General features: G+C 60.1%; 14 protein-coding genes, 1 other RNA gene and 1 pseudogene. 12 read left to right on the top strand and 4 right to left on the bottom strand.

Going from position 1 to position 18,230, the window contains the following annotated elements; genetic code table 11:
- The first annotated feature begins 36 nt into the window (after positions 1 to 36).
- Together V6943_RS13190 and ssrA are read left to right on the top strand one after the other, a co-directional pair.
- Positions 37 to 345 carry a hypothetical protein gene (locus V6943_RS13190; protein ID WP_131650808.1) on the top strand — a complete coding sequence of 103 codons (309 nt, stop codon included), beginning with the start codon at positions 37 to 39 and terminating at the stop codon, positions 343 to 345.
- Positions 346 to 495: 150 nt separating this feature from the next.
- Positions 496 to 874: a transfer-messenger RNA gene (ssrA, locus tag V6943_RS13185) on the top strand.
- A 350-nt stretch (positions 875 to 1,224) separates the two neighbouring features.
- Here the strand turns inward: ssrA and bsrA are convergent.
- Positions 1,225 to 2,132, bottom strand: a pseudogene (gene bsrA, locus V6943_RS13180) (LysR family transcriptional regulator BsrA).
- An 88-nt stretch (positions 2,133 to 2,220) separates the two neighbouring features.
- Here bsrA and V6943_RS13175 point away from each other — a divergent pair.
- Positions 2,221 to 3,354 carry an SRPBCC family protein gene (locus V6943_RS13175; protein ID WP_340553911.1) on the top strand — a complete coding sequence of 378 codons (1,134 nt, stop codon included), beginning with the start codon at positions 2,221 to 2,223 and terminating at the stop codon, positions 3,352 to 3,354.
- 123 nt (positions 3,355 to 3,477) lie between these two features.
- Here V6943_RS13175 and V6943_RS13170 read toward each other — a convergent pair whose 3' ends face one another.
- Positions 3,478 to 6,051, bottom strand: a complete 2,574-nt coding sequence (locus tag V6943_RS13170; RefSeq protein ID WP_340553909.1) for a mechanosensitive ion channel family protein — start codon at positions 6,049 to 6,051, stop codon at positions 3,478 to 3,480.
- 336 nt (positions 6,052 to 6,387) lie between these two features.
- On the opposite strand from V6943_RS13170, the gene V6943_RS13165 reads away from it, so the two are divergent.
- Positions 6,388 to 7,395: a TerC family protein gene (locus tag V6943_RS13165; protein WP_340553908.1), complete on the top strand. Its 1,008-nt coding sequence runs from the start codon at positions 6,388 to 6,390 to the stop codon at positions 7,393 to 7,395.
- A 46-nt stretch (positions 7,396 to 7,441) separates the two neighbouring features.
- Positions 7,442 to 7,741 carry a hypothetical protein gene (locus V6943_RS13160; RefSeq protein ID WP_340553906.1) on the top strand — a complete coding sequence of 100 codons (300 nt, stop codon included), beginning with the start codon at positions 7,442 to 7,444 and terminating at the stop codon, positions 7,739 to 7,741.
- 254 nt (positions 7,742 to 7,995) lie between these two features.
- On the opposite strand, the gene V6943_RS13155 is transcribed toward V6943_RS13160, so the two are convergent.
- Positions 7,996 to 8,694 carry a GntR family transcriptional regulator gene (locus V6943_RS13155; protein ID WP_340553905.1) on the bottom strand — a complete coding sequence of 233 codons (699 nt, stop codon included), beginning with the start codon at positions 8,692 to 8,694 and terminating at the stop codon, positions 7,996 to 7,998.
- 91 nt (positions 8,695 to 8,785) lie between these two features.
- Here V6943_RS13155 and V6943_RS13150 point away from each other — a divergent pair, with 91 nt between their 5' ends.
- The 3 genes from V6943_RS13150 to V6943_RS13140 all read left to right on the top strand — a co-directional run bounded on the left by V6943_RS13150 (position 8,786) and on the right by V6943_RS13140 (position 11,658).
- Complete coding sequence (locus tag V6943_RS13150; protein WP_340553904.1) at positions 8,786 to 9,499, top strand: alpha/beta fold hydrolase; 714 nt, start codon at positions 8,786 to 8,788, stop codon at positions 9,497 to 9,499.
- On the top strand, positions 9,496 to 10,737 hold the full coding sequence (locus tag V6943_RS13145) for an iron-containing alcohol dehydrogenase (RefSeq protein WP_340553902.1): 1,242 nt from the start codon (positions 9,496 to 9,498) through the stop codon (positions 10,735 to 10,737). Before V6943_RS13150 ends, V6943_RS13145 begins: the two co-directional genes overlap by 4 nt.
- A 309-nt stretch (positions 10,738 to 11,046) precedes the next feature.
- Positions 11,047 to 11,658, top strand: a complete 612-nt coding sequence (locus V6943_RS13140) for a hypothetical protein (protein ID WP_340553900.1) — start codon at positions 11,047 to 11,049, stop codon at positions 11,656 to 11,658.
- Between the two features lie 317 nt (positions 11,659 to 11,975).
- Here the strand turns inward: V6943_RS13140 and V6943_RS13135 are convergent, their stop codons facing one another.
- Entirely contained in the window at positions 11,976 to 13,340 is a 1,365-nt protein-coding gene (locus V6943_RS13135) for an MFS transporter (protein ID WP_340553899.1), read from the bottom strand.
- A gap of 142 nt (positions 13,341 to 13,482) precedes the next feature.
- Between V6943_RS13135 and V6943_RS13130 the strand changes: the two genes are divergently transcribed.
- From V6943_RS13130 to glcC, 4 genes are all read left to right on the top strand, one after another.
- Positions 13,483 to 14,292 carry a fatty acid hydroxylase family protein gene (locus V6943_RS13130; protein ID WP_340553897.1) on the top strand — a complete coding sequence of 270 codons (810 nt, stop codon included), beginning with the start codon at positions 13,483 to 13,485 and terminating at the stop codon, positions 14,290 to 14,292.
- A 132-nt stretch (positions 14,293 to 14,424) separates the two neighbouring features.
- Positions 14,425 to 16,803, top strand: a complete 2,379-nt coding sequence (locus V6943_RS13125; protein WP_340553895.1) for an FdhF/YdeP family oxidoreductase — start codon at positions 14,425 to 14,427, stop codon at positions 16,801 to 16,803.
- Entirely contained in the window at positions 16,800 to 17,384 is a 585-nt protein-coding gene (locus tag V6943_RS13120; protein WP_340553893.1) for a cysteine dioxygenase family protein, read from the top strand. Before V6943_RS13125 ends, V6943_RS13120 begins: the two co-directional genes overlap by 4 nt.
- 77 nt (positions 17,385 to 17,461) lie before the next feature.
- On the top strand, positions 17,462 to 18,229 hold the full coding sequence (gene glcC, locus V6943_RS13115; RefSeq protein WP_340553892.1) for a transcriptional regulator GlcC: 768 nt from the start codon (positions 17,462 to 17,464) through the stop codon (positions 18,227 to 18,229).
- Position 18,230: the final 1 nt, after the last annotated feature.

Here is an 18,230-nt window from a genome sequence, read left to right as displayed (position 1 = left end):
AGGCCCGCCGGGAAGACAACTCCCTGGAGGACGCTCATGAAACGATTAGCCCTACTCGCCGCAGCCGCACTGCTCGCCAGCCCCGCTGCGTTCGCCGCCGATAAAAATCTCTGCGAACTCAACATGCAGGAGGTCGACGACAACATGGCCACCAACATGGCCACCCTTGGAGAACCAGCCAAGAGCCAGATCGAAGAACACATCGAACAGGCCAGACAGGCACAGCAGTCCGGCGACACCGAGGCCTGCATCAGCCACTCGACCAAGGCACTGCAGGAACTCAAAGGCCCAGGTAGCTCTGGCAGCGGCGGCACCAGCGGATCGGGTTCAGGCGCAGGCAACTGACCCACTGAGCGCGGGCAGGTGACCTGCCCGCTCTTCGCAGCCAGAGCCCGTGAAATCCGACAAGACGCTCTTACCTAATCCATCAAGCGTTCGACGCAGCCTCTGCTTTGGCGTAGACTGCGCCGCACATGAAGCTGCAGACCGCTTCATGGGGCCGATTAGGATTCGACGCCGGTAACGAAACTCTAGGTGCATGCCGAGTTGGTAACAGAACTCGTAAATCCACTGTTGCAAACTTATAGTTGCCAACGACGACAACTACGAAGGGTACGCGCTAGCCGCCTAACCTTCATCTGGTCGCTTCGGCGCCAGCGGTCATGAGGGGATGCCTGTAAACCCGAAATGACTGTCAGATAGAACAGGATCGCCGCCAAGTTCGCTGTAGACGTAACGGTTAAAACTCATACAGCTCGCTCCAAGCACCCTGCCAATCGGGCGGCGCGGAGTTAACTCAATAGATCTGGCTAAGCATGTAGTACCGACAGCGGAGAACTGGCGGACGGGGGTTCAAATCCCCCCGGCTCCACCACTTCAAGCACAAAGCCCCGTACTCCGGGGCTTTGTGCTGTCTGGACCTGCCGTTTCGGCGGGTTTGACATCAAGTAGTCACATCCAAGTGGGGCATCAACAGGTGCCTAGGATGAACTCGCCCCTACCTACCTCACCCAGAACCGTCACAGAACCTTTTACTACCGCATGGTGTTCCCGCCTCGCTGCGCCCGCTAGTCAAAGCACATGCTGATGACGGTGTACGCTCGATGGATAGATTCCAATCGCCCAGGGAGCTGAGCGAGCTGGGAAGGCGTAAAGCATATTCAGAATACGCCCCGAGATATTGGCAGCCTGACCCCGTTGCCAGCCGCCGCCGTGCATACGTTCTTATCGGGCCTTCACTACGGAGACAATCTGCTCGCGCAACCACTTCAGCCCGACGGCTGCGTTTTGCTGCTTGTGCCAGATCAAGTTCACCTGGACCGGCGCCATGGCTATAGGAAGAGAGAGAATTTGGAGGGAGTACTGTTGGGCGAAATGCTCGGCGAGTGGTCTGGGCACGGTTCCGAGCAGGTGGGAGCGAGAAACAATCGAGGGAATCGCCAAATAGTGCGGTACGAGCAGCTGCACCTTCCGCTGCACTTTTGCAGAGCCCAGAACGATCTCCAATGGCGACCCACGCCCGGCGCGTGGATGAACCGAGACGTGATGGCAATTCTGGTACTGCTCCATTGTCAGCCGCCCTTTGAGCTCGGGGTGATTCGCACAGGCAATGACCGCAAGTTCTTCTTCACGCAGCGGCTGGTAATGCAGATCGTCATCGTCGAAGTGCAGATAGTCGATGGCCAGATCCAGTTCGCCGGTCCCCAGGTGCTTTACAAGGGTGTCTGCATTATCTGACTGCACGGAGAGCACCAGTCGTGGCGCCGTTGCCTGCAATTTCGCCAGAACGTCCGGTAGAAACACGGCCTGCGCGTAATCGTTCATAGATACCCGAAACAGCAGGTCGCTCTCGGCATCGATCGCTTCCTGTGGACCCAGTCCGATGCGCAGCAGATGCAATGCTTGGCGCACCGGCCCATAGAGGGTATGCGCATGCGGGGTAGGTACCATCCCCCGTGAGGTACGTTGGAACAAGGGCTCGCCCAACTGCTCGCGTAAGCGGGCCAAGGCGTTGCTGACCGTCGACTGGCTCAAGTGCAAGCGCACAGCGGCTCGCGACAGGTTTTGTTCCTGCATCAGCGCATCGAAGATCAACAACAGATCAAGTCAATCTGTCGCAAATTCGTAATCATGAATAAAGGACTTTCTTAATATCCATTAGGAAAATATTGCTCCACGCCCTATCGTCCGGTCAATTTCCAGACTGGATGGGGCAAAGACATGCAGTTCGATACGACCAGCTTTCGCGCGCGGTATCGCGCCAGCATCAAGCCCCGCTACAACGCCTGGCTGCATGGTGGATTTGTTTTTCTGTTCGGCGCGTTTTGCATTGGTTTTCTCTGGAGCCGTGCCGAGAACGTACAACCGTGGGAGTGGCTGGCGGTGCCGCTAGCGCTGATCCTCCAGAACTGGGGCGAGTACATGATTCACCAGCACCTGGGCCACTTCAAACGCCGCTTTAGCAAGATGTTCTACCAGCGGCATACCGGCGACCATCACAGCTTCTTCGCTTATGGGCAGATGAGCTACGAGCGCGTCCAGGATTGGCGGGTCATTTTTTTCCCGGCGTGGCTGATCATCATCTTCGCGGCGGTGAATTTGGCGAGCTATTGGGCGCTGAGCCATTGGAATACCAACATTGCGGCCCTGTTCAGCGGAACGCTATTGCTCGGTTACCTCGCCTACGAAATTCTCCATGCCTGCGAACATCTGCCGGAACAGCATCCCATCTCGAAGTTGCCATGGGTGCGCCAGATGCGTCGGCTGCACGAGTTGCACCACGCCCGTGACCTGATGCACAGGTTCAACTTCAATGTTGTGTTCCCGCTCTGGGACTGGATTTACGGGACGATGTACTGGGAAAACGACGGCCATATCGAAGATCGCAAGAAGATGATCTCGGTGCAGCACCACATCGACATCTGCCGGTCGCCGGAGCAGGTGCTGGGCTATCTCAGCACTCCAACGCGCTGGCACGAATGGCATCACTATCCGGTGAAGATAAAAGGCTCTGCCGGCCCACTGCCTGCCGGCGCCGAGTTTGAGTACACGGGCGGCCGCGCGGGGTACCTGCTCTGGAATGTCATCGAATACGTGCCGGGGCATCGTTGGCAGGCACGCGCGCGCGGTAAATACGGCCTGGTGATGTTCGTGACTTATGAGTGCGAACCGATGGGGACGATGACCCGGTTCACGCGCACACTGGAATATCGCTTCTCCCACCTGATCGGGCGCCTGGCCAACCACTTCCTCCTGCACAAGCGGATCGAGAAGGATTCGGCGGACCTACTGGGTAACCTCTGCTCCGTGGCCGAGAAAGTGATTCCTGCGTCTTCGCCGCCTCCGACCCGCTAGCATGCTGCTCTGGTTCGCGCCAGGCCGCCCTTGGCTGCCAGGGCCCTGCGCTTGGTGGGTGGATTGCCACCTCGGCCTCCACCGGCAATGCCGCAGCCAGACCCTAGTGCCTACGAATGAAAACTAGGCGGTCGGCTCCTGCGCCATCATGAAGCGCTCGCGCGGATCGGCGATCTGAATGCCCAGCTCGCGGAAGTGCTCGAAGATGCGCCGGTTGAACTCGCGTTGAACGCCCCAGCGCCCCTTGTCGATACAGCGCATCTGCCCAGCCAGCGTCACCATCGAGCCATCCACCGAATCGACGCCCCATACGGCCAGATCGTCGATGATCAGGTCGGCGAACGCCGGGTCAGCACGCAACTCAGCGCCGATCCTCTTCAGCTCGGCGATCGCCTGGTCGATGTCGGTATCGTAACCAACACTGATCCGTACCGCAGCATTGCCAATGCCGCGGTTGGTGTTGTTGACCGTGGACACCGAGCTGAACGGGACGATGTGCAACGAACCGTCGCCCGCGCGCAGCCGCACGGTGCGGATCGACAGATTTTCTACCGTGCCGGAGACGCCCGCGACGGTCACCCAGTCGCCCACCTGCATGGCATTTTCCATCAGTAGGAAAATGCCGGTGATGAAGTCTTGGACCAACTTCTGCGAGCCGAAACCCAGGGCGACGCCGATGATGCTCGCGCCCGCCAGCAGAGGCGTCGTATTGATGCCAACCTCGCTAAGAGCGGTCAGGCCGACGACCAGCAAAATTACTATCATCAACCCCGTACGCAGCATCGGCAGTAGCGTGCGCAGCCTCGCGGCCCGCATCAGCTCCCCGCTTTCGCTCCAGCGGGTGATACGCCGCTCGAGCACGGCATTGGTCAGTTGCCAGACCACCAATGCCAGGATCACCGCAATCGCGATGGTCATCACGGCGCCGGCCAGGCTGCGGCCGATGGTTCCCGCTGCGAACCAGCTGATCGCATCGAAGCCCCAGGCCTGAAAGAGCGCGACCAGTACACAGACGGCGATCAACGCCGACATGAGCCAGCGCACCAGTGGATACAGCTGCTCGACCAACCGGCTGCGCACGCCATCTGATGTTTGCGCAGTATCGGTATCACCATCTTGGTCACCGACGAATGCCCGCTCCAGCGCACCGAGCGCCAGTACCGCGGCCAGGCGGCCGAGCACCACGATGCCACCGGTCAACCCGATGAACTCGATCAGCTTCGGAAACCCGTTCTCAACGCCGAGAGCCCAGACGACCCACAGGCCCATCACAAACGCGGCGGCGGCGATGGTCCAGACCTGCGCGGCCCAATGGCGGAGCAGCACGAGCGGCCCGCTGCTGCCCGCTTTGGGCGCGATGGCGTCGCGCACCGGCCGCCGCAGCTTGAAGATGAGCATGACGATCATCAAATGGGCGAGCAGCGAGATGAATTTCAGGATAGCGGCGCGCCCTGCCGCACCGCTGCCGAGATGCTGCAACGCATCCGCCAGCGCGATACCGAAAGCCGCCAGCGCCACGAAGTACAGCGCCCAGCTGTTCAGCAGCCGCGACGTCTCGCCGCTTACCCTGAAAACCCGCAGGCCATAGCCCGTCGGCGATATCAGCAGGCGCACCACCGCCATGGTGAAGCGGGTGAAGAGGTAAGCGAGAACGAACCCGCCGGTGACTTCGCGGGTCCGCTCGTCGAGGCTGGGGTAAAGATGCGCGACCAGCGCGGCAATGCAGAAAAACAAGACCAGCGGCAACAGATCCAGCAGAAAGATGCCAAGCGCGAACGGCAAGTGCCGCAGAGCACCGCGATGGTCGCCAAAGCTGCTGTTATACCGACCCATGGGTTCTGCCGCAGCGGGTTTCGACTCTTCGCTTTCACCGGCTATCGCCGGCCCCGCGTCAGCGGTCCCCGCAACTTTCTGCTCGGAACCGCCTAGAGGAATGGCCTCAACCCTTTCGACTCCGTCTCGAATGGTTTGCATCAGTGCGACGCCAGACTGCTCAGGCTGGGTAGCGGCCGCTGCGGCGGCACGCTCGGCGTCCATCTGCTCGGGCTGCTGCCGAACACGTAGAGAAGGCTCAGCCGCCCCGGCAGCGCTCGCACGCACCTCAATCTCCCGCGCGTGCTCTTGCAAGGCCATGCTGGGTCTACGCAGTAAACGTCGCATGCCCCACTCGACAAGCAAACCGAGGGAAAACACCACCGTCAGGGCGATCAGCGCATCGACAAACAATGCCCGGCCCGCCTGGGATCTGAAAATCGAATCGAACCACGCGGGCAGTTCCAGCAGAGCGTCCCTGACCTGACCCACCTGCTGACCAAGGCCATCGGCCCAACGCGAGACCTGCCCCAGCATCTGCGCTATCAGACCGCCCTCCTCCAAAGGCGTTATCACCGGCTCCGGCTCTGGTTCAGCCGCTACCGGCGCCTCGGCCGGCGCCGCGTCACCATCGGCATCGGCACCGGTCCCATCTACTGCCGCAACCACGGTTTGGTCGTTCGCAATGACTCTGAGCGTCGCCAGAACATCGGCGCGCCGCCCCTCATCCTGGAGCACCTCGGCCGCACGCCGTGCATCCTGAGAAGAGACCTCGTCGGACAGAAACGACGGATCACTCTGCGCCTGCGCCTGCATCGGCGCAGCCAACTGCAGCAGAGCGGCAATGAGCGGAACACTAAGAAATCTTGAACGTGAGCTATGCATGAGTCGAATGGGACCTTGGGGTAGGCTGAAGCGGGACTGGCGTTCCAGACAGGAACTGGATCGATAAGCCCAGTGACCGCTTCGCATTGGGCATCTAGGGAGGCACTGAGTTTCAAGCAATGCGTACATCCCTCCGTTCAGCGTAGTCACGGTGCGTAAGCGGCTGAAACAGCAACAGCTCCAGTGCCTGTCAGGATGAAATACCTTGCAATGAGTGATTGCTTGAGCGGCACACGGCGCCTGCTAGATTAGCGCCGCGACGCCGGGCCCCTCTGACAGCTACCCAGCTGCCATGTCGGAGTTGCAGTTTGTACAACTTCGACTTAGGAGGGGCTCATGAGCACCCTAGAACCGTTCTTCATGGCCGAGTTCCTCGGCACTGCCACCTGGTTGTGGCTCGTCTTCATCACCGTTGTCATCAGCCTGCTGGTCTTCGACCTCGGGGTGCTTCACCGTGAGCATCGCGAAATCGGCGTCCGGGAAAGCCTGTTGTTGTCCGCCGGCTACATCACGGCCGGCCTGCTCTTCGGCCTTTGGGTCTGGCAGGTCAAGGGCGGCGACGCCGGTATGGATTTCTACACCGGCTTTCTGATCGAGAAGTCGTTGTCCATGGACAACGTGTTTCTCATGGCGATGATCTTCAGCTTCCTGGCCATCCCGCGTAAGTACCAGCACGAGGTGCTGTTCTGGGGCATTCTCGGCGTGATCGTGCTGCGCGCCATCATGATCGGCCTCGGCGCCGCGCTGATACACGAGTTCAGCTGGATTCTCTATGTATTTGGCGTCTTCCTGCTGCTGACCGGTGTGAAGATGCTGTTCAGCAAGGTCGATGACCATCCGGATCTGTCCGAAAACACGTTGGTGAAATTCTTGCGTCGGCACATGCGCGTCACGGACGGTCTGCATGAGGGGCGTTTCTTCGTGCGCCAGCCGGATGCCAGCGGCCGCATGGTCGTCTGGGCCACACCGCTGTTCCTGGCGCTGGTGCTGATCGAGTGTGCCGACCTGGTGTTCGCGGTGGACAGCGTGCCGGCGATCTTCGCCATCACCCAGGACCCGTTTATCGTCTACACCTCGAACATCTTCGCGATCCTTGGCCTGCGTGCGCTGTACTTCGCCCTGGCGGCGATGATTCATCGCTTCGCCTACCTCAAGTACGCCCTGGCTCTGGTGCTGGTGTTCATCGGTTGCAAGATTTTCCTGGTTGGCATCATTGGCAAAACTCCGCCGGCGATCTCCCTGAGCGTTACGGTCGGCCTGCTGGTCGGTGGCGTGCTGCTGTCGTTGTGGAAAACCCGCAACGACTCGCCCCTCGTCGATGCCGAAACGAACCGCCATTCATAACTTTATCGCCCCGGCTTGCCGGGGCTTTCAACACCGGAGATGACCCATGAAACCAGCATCCATTGCTGCCCTGACGCTAGTGGCCTTGATCGGCTCAATCTTGGCCGGCTGCGAGGTCGCCGAGGAATCGGCGCAGAAGCTCACGGAAAAGGCCGAGCAGGCCGTGCAGGAACTGGCGCGCGAGGCTGTCAGCGATACCGTCAGCGCATTCAACGAACAGATCGACCAGGTGCAGAAGTCGGCCAATGAGTTGCTCGGCCAGCCCGAAGAAGAGGCACCGAACGACAAGCCCGAGCGCGAAGCCGAGGCGCCGCCGGCCGTGTTTGGCGTTGGCGTCGAAACTTGAGGCCGCGCCATGGCCCCGCATGGTTTACAAAAAAGGTGATGTCCGAATCCTGGGTGCCAGAATTAGGTCATCACCCCGGTAGGAAAGAGCCTGAGCCGCACGCTCTGGCTTCGTGAACCAGCGCGAGCCCCCAAACCCGCTTCCGGCCGGTTTGCAGTCCGCTCGCAACGACAGCATGAGACTGCAAACCACCACTCCCTTGATGCACTTCAAGCACCGGATGTGCGACCCACCGACCGGCGCTTCCACGCCGCTCAGAGCTGATCGAGCAACACCGTCGCCTTGGTGAAGGTTTCGATATTGTCGATCAGCCGATCCAGGCATTGGGCAGCCTCCTTCGGATCACCTGCAGCAATCGCCGCGGCAACGCCTGCGTGCAGCCGAGCCATTTCGGGTAGATCAGCAGCTTGTTTGTAGTGCAGATACCAGAAGCGTCGGGAAAGACCATTGAGCGAGCGCAACGCGCTTTCTGCAAATTCGTTTCGTGCCGCGACCAGGCACAGTTCGTTGAACTCGCGATCCGAGCGCATAAAGGTGACATCGTCGTTATCGATGGCCACCGCATTGAACTCCTCAGCCAGCCGCGCGAAGGATTTCCGTTGCTGCTCGTTTGCTCGCTTGGCGGCACTGCGGCAGACCAACCGCTCGATCTCCCGGCGGGTCTCGATCAGCCTCAGTTGCTTGCCGATATCGATGGCCGGGATCAGCAGGCCTCGCTGTGGCATGACCAGGATCAGATGCTCGCGCGCCAGGCGCTGCACCGCCTCACGCAAGGGTGTGCGGCCGATGCCGGTCATGGCACTCAGCGACTGCTCGGAAATGAGCGTCCCAGGTGGAATTCGGAGTGTGACTATGGCTTCTTCGAGCTGCTGATAGGCGATATCGGTGAGCTTGGCCTTCGATTTCCCGGTAATGCTGGGAAGCGGCATTGATAGTGGGGTGCTGCTGTCCATTCGGCTTTCCTTTAAATCCATTCGCAGCATAGCAAAAGTGGAATACGATCAGCTAGACTAATATATCAGCTGTACATCGAAGGATATAACAATGACTCAGACATCGATGGAAACAGGCCGGATGACCGTACTCGCAGTGCACGGCATTCAAGGCACCTCTGCCGCATGGACACCCGTCGCCGAAGCCTGTGCGGCACAAGCCCGTTTCATTTGCCCCAACCTGCGCGGCAGAGGTGACGCCATCCGCGGGCAGGACTCCCAGGACTACAGGCTGGAAGCCTTCAGCGCGGATCTTTCGGAGGTAGCGAAGCACCTCGATGGCCCTTTCATTCTCGCCGGTTGGAGCATGGGCGTATCCGTGGTGCTCGAATACCTGCGCCGGAACGATGGACCTCAGCCGTGCGGGTTGATTCTGCTTTCCGGCAGCCCTCGCCCCGGAACGGCGCCTTGGTTCACTGAACAGGGGGATCGACTGCTGGCGGAAATCGCCGCACGCGAGAAGCGCCTGAATCTCGCCATGGCCGCCGACCACCAGGCAGTCGCCTGGACCTGGGAAGCGCTACAGGACGTCAATCATTCCGCCAGTCTCGGGAGCATCGAGCTGCCCACATTGATCATCCAGGGCAGCGCCGATCCGGATACGCCTTTAGAGCATGCCCGCTGGCTGTCCGAAGTCATCCCGAACGCCGCGCTGCACATCATCGAAGGCGCCGGGCACAGCCTGCTGACGGAAAACACTACCGAAGTAGCCGCATATATCCAGGCCTTTATCACTAAGCTTCATCACACTCAGGAGCGACCATGAGAACCGAAGACCTGATTCATTTCTGCGCGCCCGGCCGCCTGATCATCGGCAACGGCTCTCGCCACCAGTTGCCACAGTTGCTCGCCCGGCTGGGATATCGCTCCGGCGTCATCGTCACCGATACCTTCTTCACCGAAAAAACACCTTGGGTGGTTGAATACACCGAGGCTGCCGAGCAACTGGGCATCGACACCCTCGTCTATGCCGGCGGCCTGCCCGACCCGACGACAGGCTTATGCGACGAAGCCACCGCATTCCTGCGTGAGCAATTGGGTGACAAACAGCTCGACCACGTCATCGCGCTGGGTGGCGGTAGCAACATCGACCTGGCGAAAGCCTTGGCCCTGACCCTGCCACAAGGCCGGTCCATCACCGAGTTCACTGGCGAAATCGGCGGTTGCAGACCGCTTCCCTTGATCGCCCTGCCGACGACAGCCGGCACGGGTTCGGAAGCAACACCTGGAGCGATTCTGCTCGACCCGGCAAACGCGACCAAGATAGCGGTAATGGATAACGCACTGCGCCCGCAAATTGCCCTGATCGACCCCGAATTCACCTACACCTGCCCTCCCCGCGTGACGGCCGATGCCGGTATCGACGCGTTCACCCACGCGATCGAGTCCTTCCTGACGCTGGATAGCGCACTGTTCGACCGCGGCGGCAGTCCCGATCCGGGGTACAGCGGCCGCTCGCCGCTGACCATGCTGTTCGCCAGGGAATCCATGCGCCTGTGCTTCGCCTGGATGGAGCGCGCCTACCAGCAGGGTGACGATACCGAGGCACGTGTCGGCATGGCCTACGCCAGCGTCTACGCGGCGCTGTCCTACGGCACCGCCGGGCTCAACGCCGGACACGGCATCGCCTACGCGGTCGCGGGCCAGACCCACAAAAGCCACGGCAGCACCAACGCGGTGATGCTCCCCTACGTGCTCGACGCGCTATGCGAAACACGCCAGAGCGAGCTGGCCGAAATCGCGGAAATGATGGGCTTGGCGACCAGTTGCCCTGAGGAATCCGCACGTCGGGTGCCCGTGGCGGTGCGAGCCATGATCGAGCGCCTGGACATTCCCACTAACCTGAAAGCCTTCAGCATCAAAGAGGGAACCCTGGACGACCTGATCGCCGATGCACTCGCGGTAACGCGGCTGGCCAAAGCGTTTCCGGTAGCCGATGCGGCCTTCGCCTACCGTCAGATCGTGCTGAATGCCTGGGAAGGACGTCTTAGCGGTCAATCCTGATCGACCGCAGAAAAGGCGCTGTCGAGTAACTCGAATAGCGCCTTTTTTATCCGTTTCGACGTTGTGTGGTTGCGCTGAGTTGTCCACCCGAATGCAACCTCGGCCGGGCCATTGCATTGTGTCGACCATCCGCTTGCATGCGGATTGACCCATCACACTGCAGTAACGACTGGCTGCAATCGGGCCAGAAGCGGACGGTGGGTTGACTCCCCATCCCTATAAATAACAGCATGCGGGTCTCCAGCCTATACAGGGGTGTCGATGCCCCTTACCAGCCTGAGGTTTTTTGTTGATAGCCAAGGATGAGAAATGGACATTCACTCTCAGGACATAGCTAAAGAGCTGGAGGATGAAGGCAGTGATCTCGTCTTCCCTGAGCCTGAGCCCCGCAGCTTGGCCGCCAGTGCGCACTTCCTGGGTTCGGGGCGCGATCAGCTTTATCAGGTCACTTACCGCCTCGCCACTGACCAGCAGATCAAAGGGCTTTTTCGTAGAAAAAGGCCGGTAGGGGATTTGCTGCAGCCTTCGAATTTTTTCGGTCGTCCTTGCTATGAGCTCTGGACCAAAGGTTCGCTGGCCGGCCTTGCTGTGCTGGGTTTCTCCGGCATGGAGTCCTCTGACGAAATCTATCTCACTGTCACGCTAGATGCGGTGTATCTCGCCAATAGCAGCCGTGGTACAGGGCTGGTCTACTCCTTTTTGGAAGAGGTGGCCAAAGCTGCATACCTAGTGTCGATGGCGCCTCTTATTGGGCCTGGTCGCGAGTTACCAAAGAAGCCAGTCAACCTGACCATTACGGCAGAGCTACATTCAGATGGGGGGCAGAATGCTGTGAGGGCACTAGGCGATTCGCTTTCATGGATGTTCTCGCTGAGTGGGTTCACGTCTCTAAAGATCGTTGTTGAGGACAGCAATTTCTAAAGCGCCACACGCGGTGAAACTGAATTCAACAGGGACGTATGAATCGTGCATAGTGAATCGCCCCTGCTTCTCTAGAGACATCAAAACCTCATCGTGCAGTCCACTCATCTTGGTCTGGCCGTCTGCTTCTGGCCCGTTAGTTGTCGGTCACTCCGTTGGCACGTCTGGTCGGCGGTAAGGCAATTGGGCGCCAGGGCGATGAGTACACCGAAGTATCGTGCCCTTACGAAAGCACCGATCTAGCCCTTACAGAAACAAAAAACGCCTCGCCGAATCACGTCGGCGAGGCGTTTCTGGTTAAAGCCTTGGCCTGCAAATTAGTTGGAAACATCCTCCAGTGAACGCCCCTTGGTCTCCACACCTAAGAAGACGATCAGCAGCGCGGCGATAACGAAGGATATCGCGCCCATCGAGAACACCCCGCCCTGCCCGGTGATCGGTAGCAGCACCCCGACAATGTAAGGGCCAAGCAGCGCGCCGAAGCGGCCGATGGACGAGGCGAAGCCGGTACCGGTCGCACGCAGGCGAGTCGGATAGAGTTCAGGCGTATAGGCGTAAAGCACTGACCACATGCCGAACAGGAAGAACTGCATGAACAGGCCGGCGGTGATCAGCCATGCGAGCGGTGCACTGGTGGCGGCGGCCTGGCCATAAAGGAACGCCGAGGCCGCACTGCACAGAAGCATCAGCACACAGGTGCCCTTTCGCCCCCACGCCTCGACCAACCATGCCGCGAAGATGAAGCCGGGTATACCTGCTAGAGAAATGTAGACCGTATAGAGCGCCGACTGAGTGGCCTCATATCCGGCGTTCTGCAACAGCGCGCCCAGCCAGGCCGTCAGGCCGTAGTAACCGAGCAGTGCGAAGAACCAGAGCCCCCACAGCATCAGCGTGCGCTGGGCATATTCACCCTGCCAGATGTCACGAAAGCGCGCCTTGGCCACCAGGGCACTGGCCGCGTTTTCCATATTGCGCGTCACCACCGGCAGTGCATTCATCTGCGCAGAGCGCATCACCGATGTCTCGAAACGATCCATGATTTTGTCAGCTTCATCGTTGCGCCCTACCTCCGCCAACCAGCGTGGCGATTCTGGCACGTAACGGCGCACGATGAAGACGAACAGGGCCGGGAACGCCAGGGCGATGAAAATGCCGCGCCAGCCGATTATCGGCATGAAGAAATAGGCAATCACACCGGCACAGATGAAGCCCAGCGGCCAGAACCCTTCGAGGATGGCGATGTAGCGGCCGCGACTTTTGGCCGGAACGATCTCCGACACCAGCGAGAGCCCGATGGGGAATTCCATGCCCATGCCGAAGCCAAGCAAAACGCGGAACCACATCAACTGCTCGACATTCTCGGCGAAGCCACACAAGAGGCTGCCGACGCCCCAGAAAACCATGCTCACCTGGAAAACCGGTTTTCGTCCGAACCTGTCGGCGAGCATGCCGGCGATGGCTGCACCGAGAAACATGCCCACGAAACTGGAACTGGCCAACAGGCCCGCCTGCGTCGAAGTGAGGCCGAATTCGGCGGAAATCGAACCCAGCATGAAGGTCATCATGCCTAAGTCCAGAGAATCAAAGAACCATGCAGTCGCAATGATCGCGAAGAGCTTTCGTTGATAGCCCGACATAGGCAGCCGCTCGAAGCGGGCCGCGATATAGGCAATCGTGGTCATAGCCTTACTCCATATTTTGTTGTTGTCTGGAAGCTTGCACGCCACTGATATATTAGCTGCATTTCAAATATACGCTAGCGCAATCTCAGAACCCGATCTAATATATCAGTCGTGTACAACAACAAAGCCGGAGAGCACCGCCATGATGACTGAACGCCAGCGTAAATTCCGCGAAGAGTACAAAGCCGATATCAGCCCCCACTACAACGGGCTGCTACACGTCGCGGTGATGTATGGAGTGGGCCTCACAGCGGCCTGGTACTGCCTTTCGCAGATACAGGGCGCCACCTGGGAATGGTTGCTGATGGTGCCGGTGTTCATCGCCGGCAACTTCGTCGAATGGTTCATGCATCGCTACGTCATGCACAAACGCATCGATGTCTGGGCTTTGCGCGCCATCTATGAACGCCATACCCGCCAGCATCATCAATATTTCACCGACGTGGAACCGACCATCGATTCCTCCAGGGAATTTCGCATCGTCTTCTTCCCTTGGCGCGTGCTGGCTACCCTGGGCGTGGCAGGCACGACGCTCGGCTATCTGACGTATCTGGTATTCAACGCCAACGCGGGCTTCATCGTGTTCCTGACGATGGTCCTGCAGTACCTCATCTACGAGACCTTCCACTACTGCTGCCATGTGCATGAGAACTGGTTCGTGCGCAACGTGCCGTTCATCAACACCATCCGCCGCCACCACACGGCCCACCACAACTGGGGAATCATGATGAAGTACAACATGAACCTCACCTTCCCTATCGCCGACTGGTTCATGGGCACCACGGACCTGCGTCGCGGCCTGCTCGGCCATCTGTTCAACGGCTACAGTGAAAAGTACGTCAAGGAAGAGCTGAAGCCGGTCATCGCAAAATTCCGCAAGGGCGAGAAGCATGTGACGCTCGATGGCCCGGAGCTGAGCGAAAACGATCTGGGCGCGATGACAACTCGCTAAGCGAATGATGAGACGCAGGGTGGGACGTCCCGGCCCATCCTGCGCGGCATCAGGAGTCGGTTATTGTCCTCGGTCGGAGGAATGAATGACCCTCCAGCTTTATCGCCCATATCCGAGTTCGCGAGGCATCGCATGTCCCGTCACGATCGTTTCAAGCCGGCCACCCGCTATCAGCCCTATACCGGCGCAGCCGGAGGTTGGGGTGCGCTGCGCAGCGTTACCGGGCACTGGCTCGGTAGTGACAACGCGCTGAAGAACATCCGCGCCCTGCTCAAGACCAATCAACACGGTGGTTTCGATTGCCCCGGCTGCGCCTGGGGCGAATCCGCCGAGACAGGGCCGATCAAATTCTGCGAAAACGGCGCCAAGGCGGTGAACTGGGAAGCCACCAAGCGCCGCGTCGACGCCTCCTTTTTCGGCCGCCACAGCGTCAGCCAGTTGCGCGAGCAGAGTGATTACTGGCTCGAGTACCAGGGACGCCTCACCGACCCAATGCGTTACGACCGCGCCAGCGACCGCTACCGCCCCATCGGTTGGGATGAAGCCTTCGCGCTGATCGCCGATCACCTCAAGCGACTGGATAACCCCAACCAGGCCGAGTTCTACACCTCAGGGCGTGCCAGTAACGAGGCCGCCTATCTCTATCAGCTGTTCGTCCGGGCGTTTGGCAGCAACAACTTCCCGGATTGCTCGAACTTGTGTCACGAAGCCAGTGGCGTAGCGCTTGGGAAAAGCATCGGCGTGGGCAAAGGCACCGTCAACTTCGAGGATTTCGAGCATGCCGACGCGATCTTCGTGCTTGGCCAGAACCCGGGCACCAACCATCCGCGAATGCTCGAACCGCTGCGCGAAGCCGTCCAGCGCGGCGCCCGCGTGGTGGTGTTCAATCCACTGAAAGAGCGTGGGCTGGAGCGCTTCCAGCATCCGCAAAAGGCGCTGGAGATGCTCTCCAACCGGGACCGCGCGACCAGTACCGCCTATTTCCGACCGAATCTAGGTGGCGATATGGCGCTTGTGCGCGGCATGGTCAAATACCTCTGGCAATGGGAACGCGAGGCGCAGGCCAAGCAACAGCCGGGGCTGTTCGATCAGGCTTTCATCGACCAGCACACCCATGGGCTCGACACCTACCTGGCCCTCGTCGAGGCGACTACCTGGGAGCAGATCGAAACCCAATCGGGGCTTTCACGCGGCGAGATCGAGCAGGCCGCGCGTTTATATGCCGAAGCCGAACGGGTGATCATCTGTTGGGCCATGGGCATCACCCAGCATCAGCATTCGGTCGCGACCATCCAGGAAATCACCAACCTCGCGTTGTTGCGCGGCAACCTCGGCAAGCCCGGCGCCGGCTTGTGCCCCGTGCGCGGTCACAGCAACGTGCAGGGCGACCGCACCATGGGCATCAACGAAAAGCCGCCGCAGGCATTTCTCGATGCGCTGGAAAAGCATTTCGGCTTTGCCGTACCACGCCAGCCCGGACACAACGCGGTCGCCGCAATCCGCGCGATGCTCACCGGAGAGGCTCGCGTATTCATCGGGCTAGGCGGCAATTTCGCTCAGGCAACGCCTGATTCGGCGCGTACTCATCAGGCCTTACAGAACTGCGAACTCACCGTACAGATCAGTACCAAGCTCAACCGCAGCCATCTGAACTGCGGGCGCGAAGCGCTGATCCTCCCCTGCCTGGGCCGCACGGATATCGACCGACAGGCTAGCGGACCGCAAGCCGTGACGGTCGAGGATTCGTTCAGCATGGTTCACGCCTCGCACGGCCAGTTGGAGCCACTCTCACCCCTGATGCGTTCGGAGCCGGCGATCATCGCTGGAATCGCTGCGGCGACTCTTGGCTCCAACCCAGTCGACTGGGCCTCGCTGGTCGAGGACTACGCGCGCATTCGCCAGCTGATTGCCGCGACCATCCAGGGATTCGCCGACTTCGAAACCAGACTCAGGCAATCGGGCGGGTTCTACCTGGACAACGCCGCCTCTCGGCGGCAATGGAACACCGCAGAAGGCAAGGCTGCGTTCGCCGCCCACACCTTGCCCGATGAGCTGCTGCCACAACAGATCCGCAGCCTGGGCGTAACGCCGGATCTGATCCTGCAAAGCCTACGTTCACATGATCAGTACAACACCACCATTTACGGGCTAGAAGACCGTTATCGGGGCGTGAAAGGCATGCGCGACGTAATCTTCGTCAATGCCCAGGACATCCAGCGTCTGGGTTATGAACCGGGGCAGAAGGTCGATCTGATTTCCCTCTGGAACGATGGAATCGAGCGTCGCGTAACGGGCATGACCCTGCTGCCCTACGATACGCCGCTGGGCCAGGCGGCCGCCTATTACCCCGAAACCAACCCCCTGGTGCCTCTGGAGAGCCACGGCGAGGGAAGCCATACGCCCACTTCGAAGTTCATCGCCATTCGCCTCGAGAGGACCCGAAGCGATGAACTGCCCCGGCGCCCGATCTCAAGCGCAATGGAACACAGCCACTCGGAGAGATCGACATGAGCGAGCCATTAGGTCTGGATCGGCTTCGCCGGTTCGTCAACGAACTGACCGCGCTACTGGAGCGTCAGCTGGAAGAGTCGGTAATTCTCGACAACGGCCTGGTGCTGTTGCAGCAACTGGTCGAACACGACGACTGGCTACCTGCGCAGTTCGCCGAGCCGCATCCGGAACATTATCTGCAGTACCTGCTCCACGCCGACTCCCTGCAACGCTTCTCCGTAGTCAGCTTCGTCTGGGGGCCAGGGCAGCGAACCCCGGTGCACGATCACCGCGTCTGGGGAATGATCGGCATGCTGCGGGGCGCCGAGCTCGGCCAGCGCTTCGAACGCCAGCCCGATGGCGCACTGTTGCCCCTAGGCGAACCGCTGCGGCTCGAACGCGGTGAGGTCGAATGCGTGTCGCCCACCATCGGCGATATTCACCAGGTCAGCAACGCCTTCGAGGACCGTGTCTCAATCAGCATCCACGTCTACGGCGGCAATATCGGCACCGTGAAGCGTGCCGTCTACCAAGCCGATGGTAGCGAGAAGCTGTTTATCTCCGGCTATAGCAACACCTCGCCGCCCAATATCTGGATCTGACCGAATGAGCCCAGCCAAGCTGTCGGAACTTCAGCTTGGCCGTCACCGGCACTACGGCTTCGTGGACGCGATTCGACATGCTGACTGAAAACAATCAGGACCGCCGACTGGCCGATGTGGTAGCCGAGCAGATCGAACGGCTGATCGTCGATGGCGTACTCAAGGTCGGCCAGGCCCTGCCATCCGAACGGCGGTTATGCCAGAAGCTCGGCATCTCCCGCTCGGCCATACGCGAAGGGCTGCGCGTGCTGCGCGGGCGCGGCATCATCGAAACGGCGCAAGGCCGCAGCTCGTTCGTCGCCCAGCTCTCGAACACGCATGACGCCTCGCCGCTGATGCACCTGTTCAGCTCGCAGCCACGCACCTTGTTCGATCTGCTCGAAGTACGTGCCATGCTGGAAGGCGAAGCGGCGCGGCTGGCGGCGTTGCGCGGCACCGATGCCGATTTCACCCTGCTGCGTCGGCGCTACGAAGAGATGCTCGCCGCACAGACCGAAGAAGAAGGCGATCCGCGAGAGCACGCGTACCTCGATCACGCCTTCCACCGAGCCGTCAGCGAGTCTTCCCACAATCCGGTGCTGGTGCACACGCTGCAATCGCTGACCGACCTGATGCTCTCGACCGTCTTCGCCTCGGTGAACAACCTTTACCACCGGCCGATGCAGAAGCGGCACATCGATCGTATCCATGCACGGCTGTTCCGTGCAGTGACCGAACGACAACCGAACCAGGCCCAGCGGGCCGCCCGCGATCACATAAACAGTATCCGCGACAACCTCAAAGAAATTGAACAGGAAGAACAGCGTCTGGTTCGCGCGACCATGCGGCTGGAGGGCTGGGCTTAAG

Origin of the sequence: Pseudomonas sp. CBC3 (assembly GCF_037967085.1) — a bacterium.
GTDB lineage: Bacteria > Pseudomonadota > Gammaproteobacteria > Pseudomonadales > Pseudomonadaceae > Stutzerimonas.
This window is presented reverse-complemented; position numbering and strand designations above follow the sequence as displayed.

Bases quoted from the DNA above. Each gene is read 5' to 3' on its own strand.
- glcC (WP_340553892.1), top strand. From the start codon at position 17,462: ATGCTGACTGAAAACAATCAGGACCGCCGACTGGCCGATGTGGTAGCC.
- V6943_RS13130 (WP_340553897.1), top strand. From the start codon at position 13,483: ATGATGACTGAACGCCAGCGTAAATTCCGCGAAGAGTACAAAGCCGAT.
- V6943_RS13135 (WP_340553899.1), bottom strand. From the start codon at position 13,340: ATGACCACGATTGCCTATATCGCGGCCCGCTTCGAGCGGCTGCCTATG.
- V6943_RS13160 (WP_340553906.1), top strand. From the start codon at position 7,442: ATGAAACCAGCATCCATTGCTGCCCTGACGCTAGTGGCCTTGATCGGC.
- V6943_RS13145 (WP_340553902.1), top strand. From the start codon at position 9,496: ATGAGAACCGAAGACCTGATTCATTTCTGCGCGCCCGGCCGCCTGATC.
- V6943_RS13165 (WP_340553908.1), top strand. From the start codon at position 6,388: ATGAGCACCCTAGAACCGTTCTTCATGGCCGAGTTCCTCGGCACTGCC.
- V6943_RS13190 (WP_131650808.1), top strand. From the start codon at position 37: ATGAAACGATTAGCCCTACTCGCCGCAGCCGCACTGCTCGCCAGCCCC.
- V6943_RS13120 (WP_340553893.1), top strand. From the start codon at position 16,800: ATGAGCGAGCCATTAGGTCTGGATCGGCTTCGCCGGTTCGTCAACGAA.
- V6943_RS13150 (WP_340553904.1), top strand. From the start codon at position 8,786: ATGACTCAGACATCGATGGAAACAGGCCGGATGACCGTACTCGCAGTG.
- V6943_RS13170 (WP_340553909.1), bottom strand. From the start codon at position 6,051: ATGCATAGCTCACGTTCAAGATTTCTTAGTGTTCCGCTCATTGCCGCT.
- V6943_RS13175 (WP_340553911.1), top strand. From the start codon at position 2,221: ATGCAGTTCGATACGACCAGCTTTCGCGCGCGGTATCGCGCCAGCATC.
- V6943_RS13140 (WP_340553900.1), top strand. From the start codon at position 11,047: ATGGACATTCACTCTCAGGACATAGCTAAAGAGCTGGAGGATGAAGGC.
- V6943_RS13155 (WP_340553905.1), bottom strand. From the start codon at position 8,694: ATGGACAGCAGCACCCCACTATCAATGCCGCTTCCCAGCATTACCGGG.
- V6943_RS13125 (WP_340553895.1), top strand. From the start codon at position 14,425: ATGTCCCGTCACGATCGTTTCAAGCCGGCCACCCGCTATCAGCCCTAT.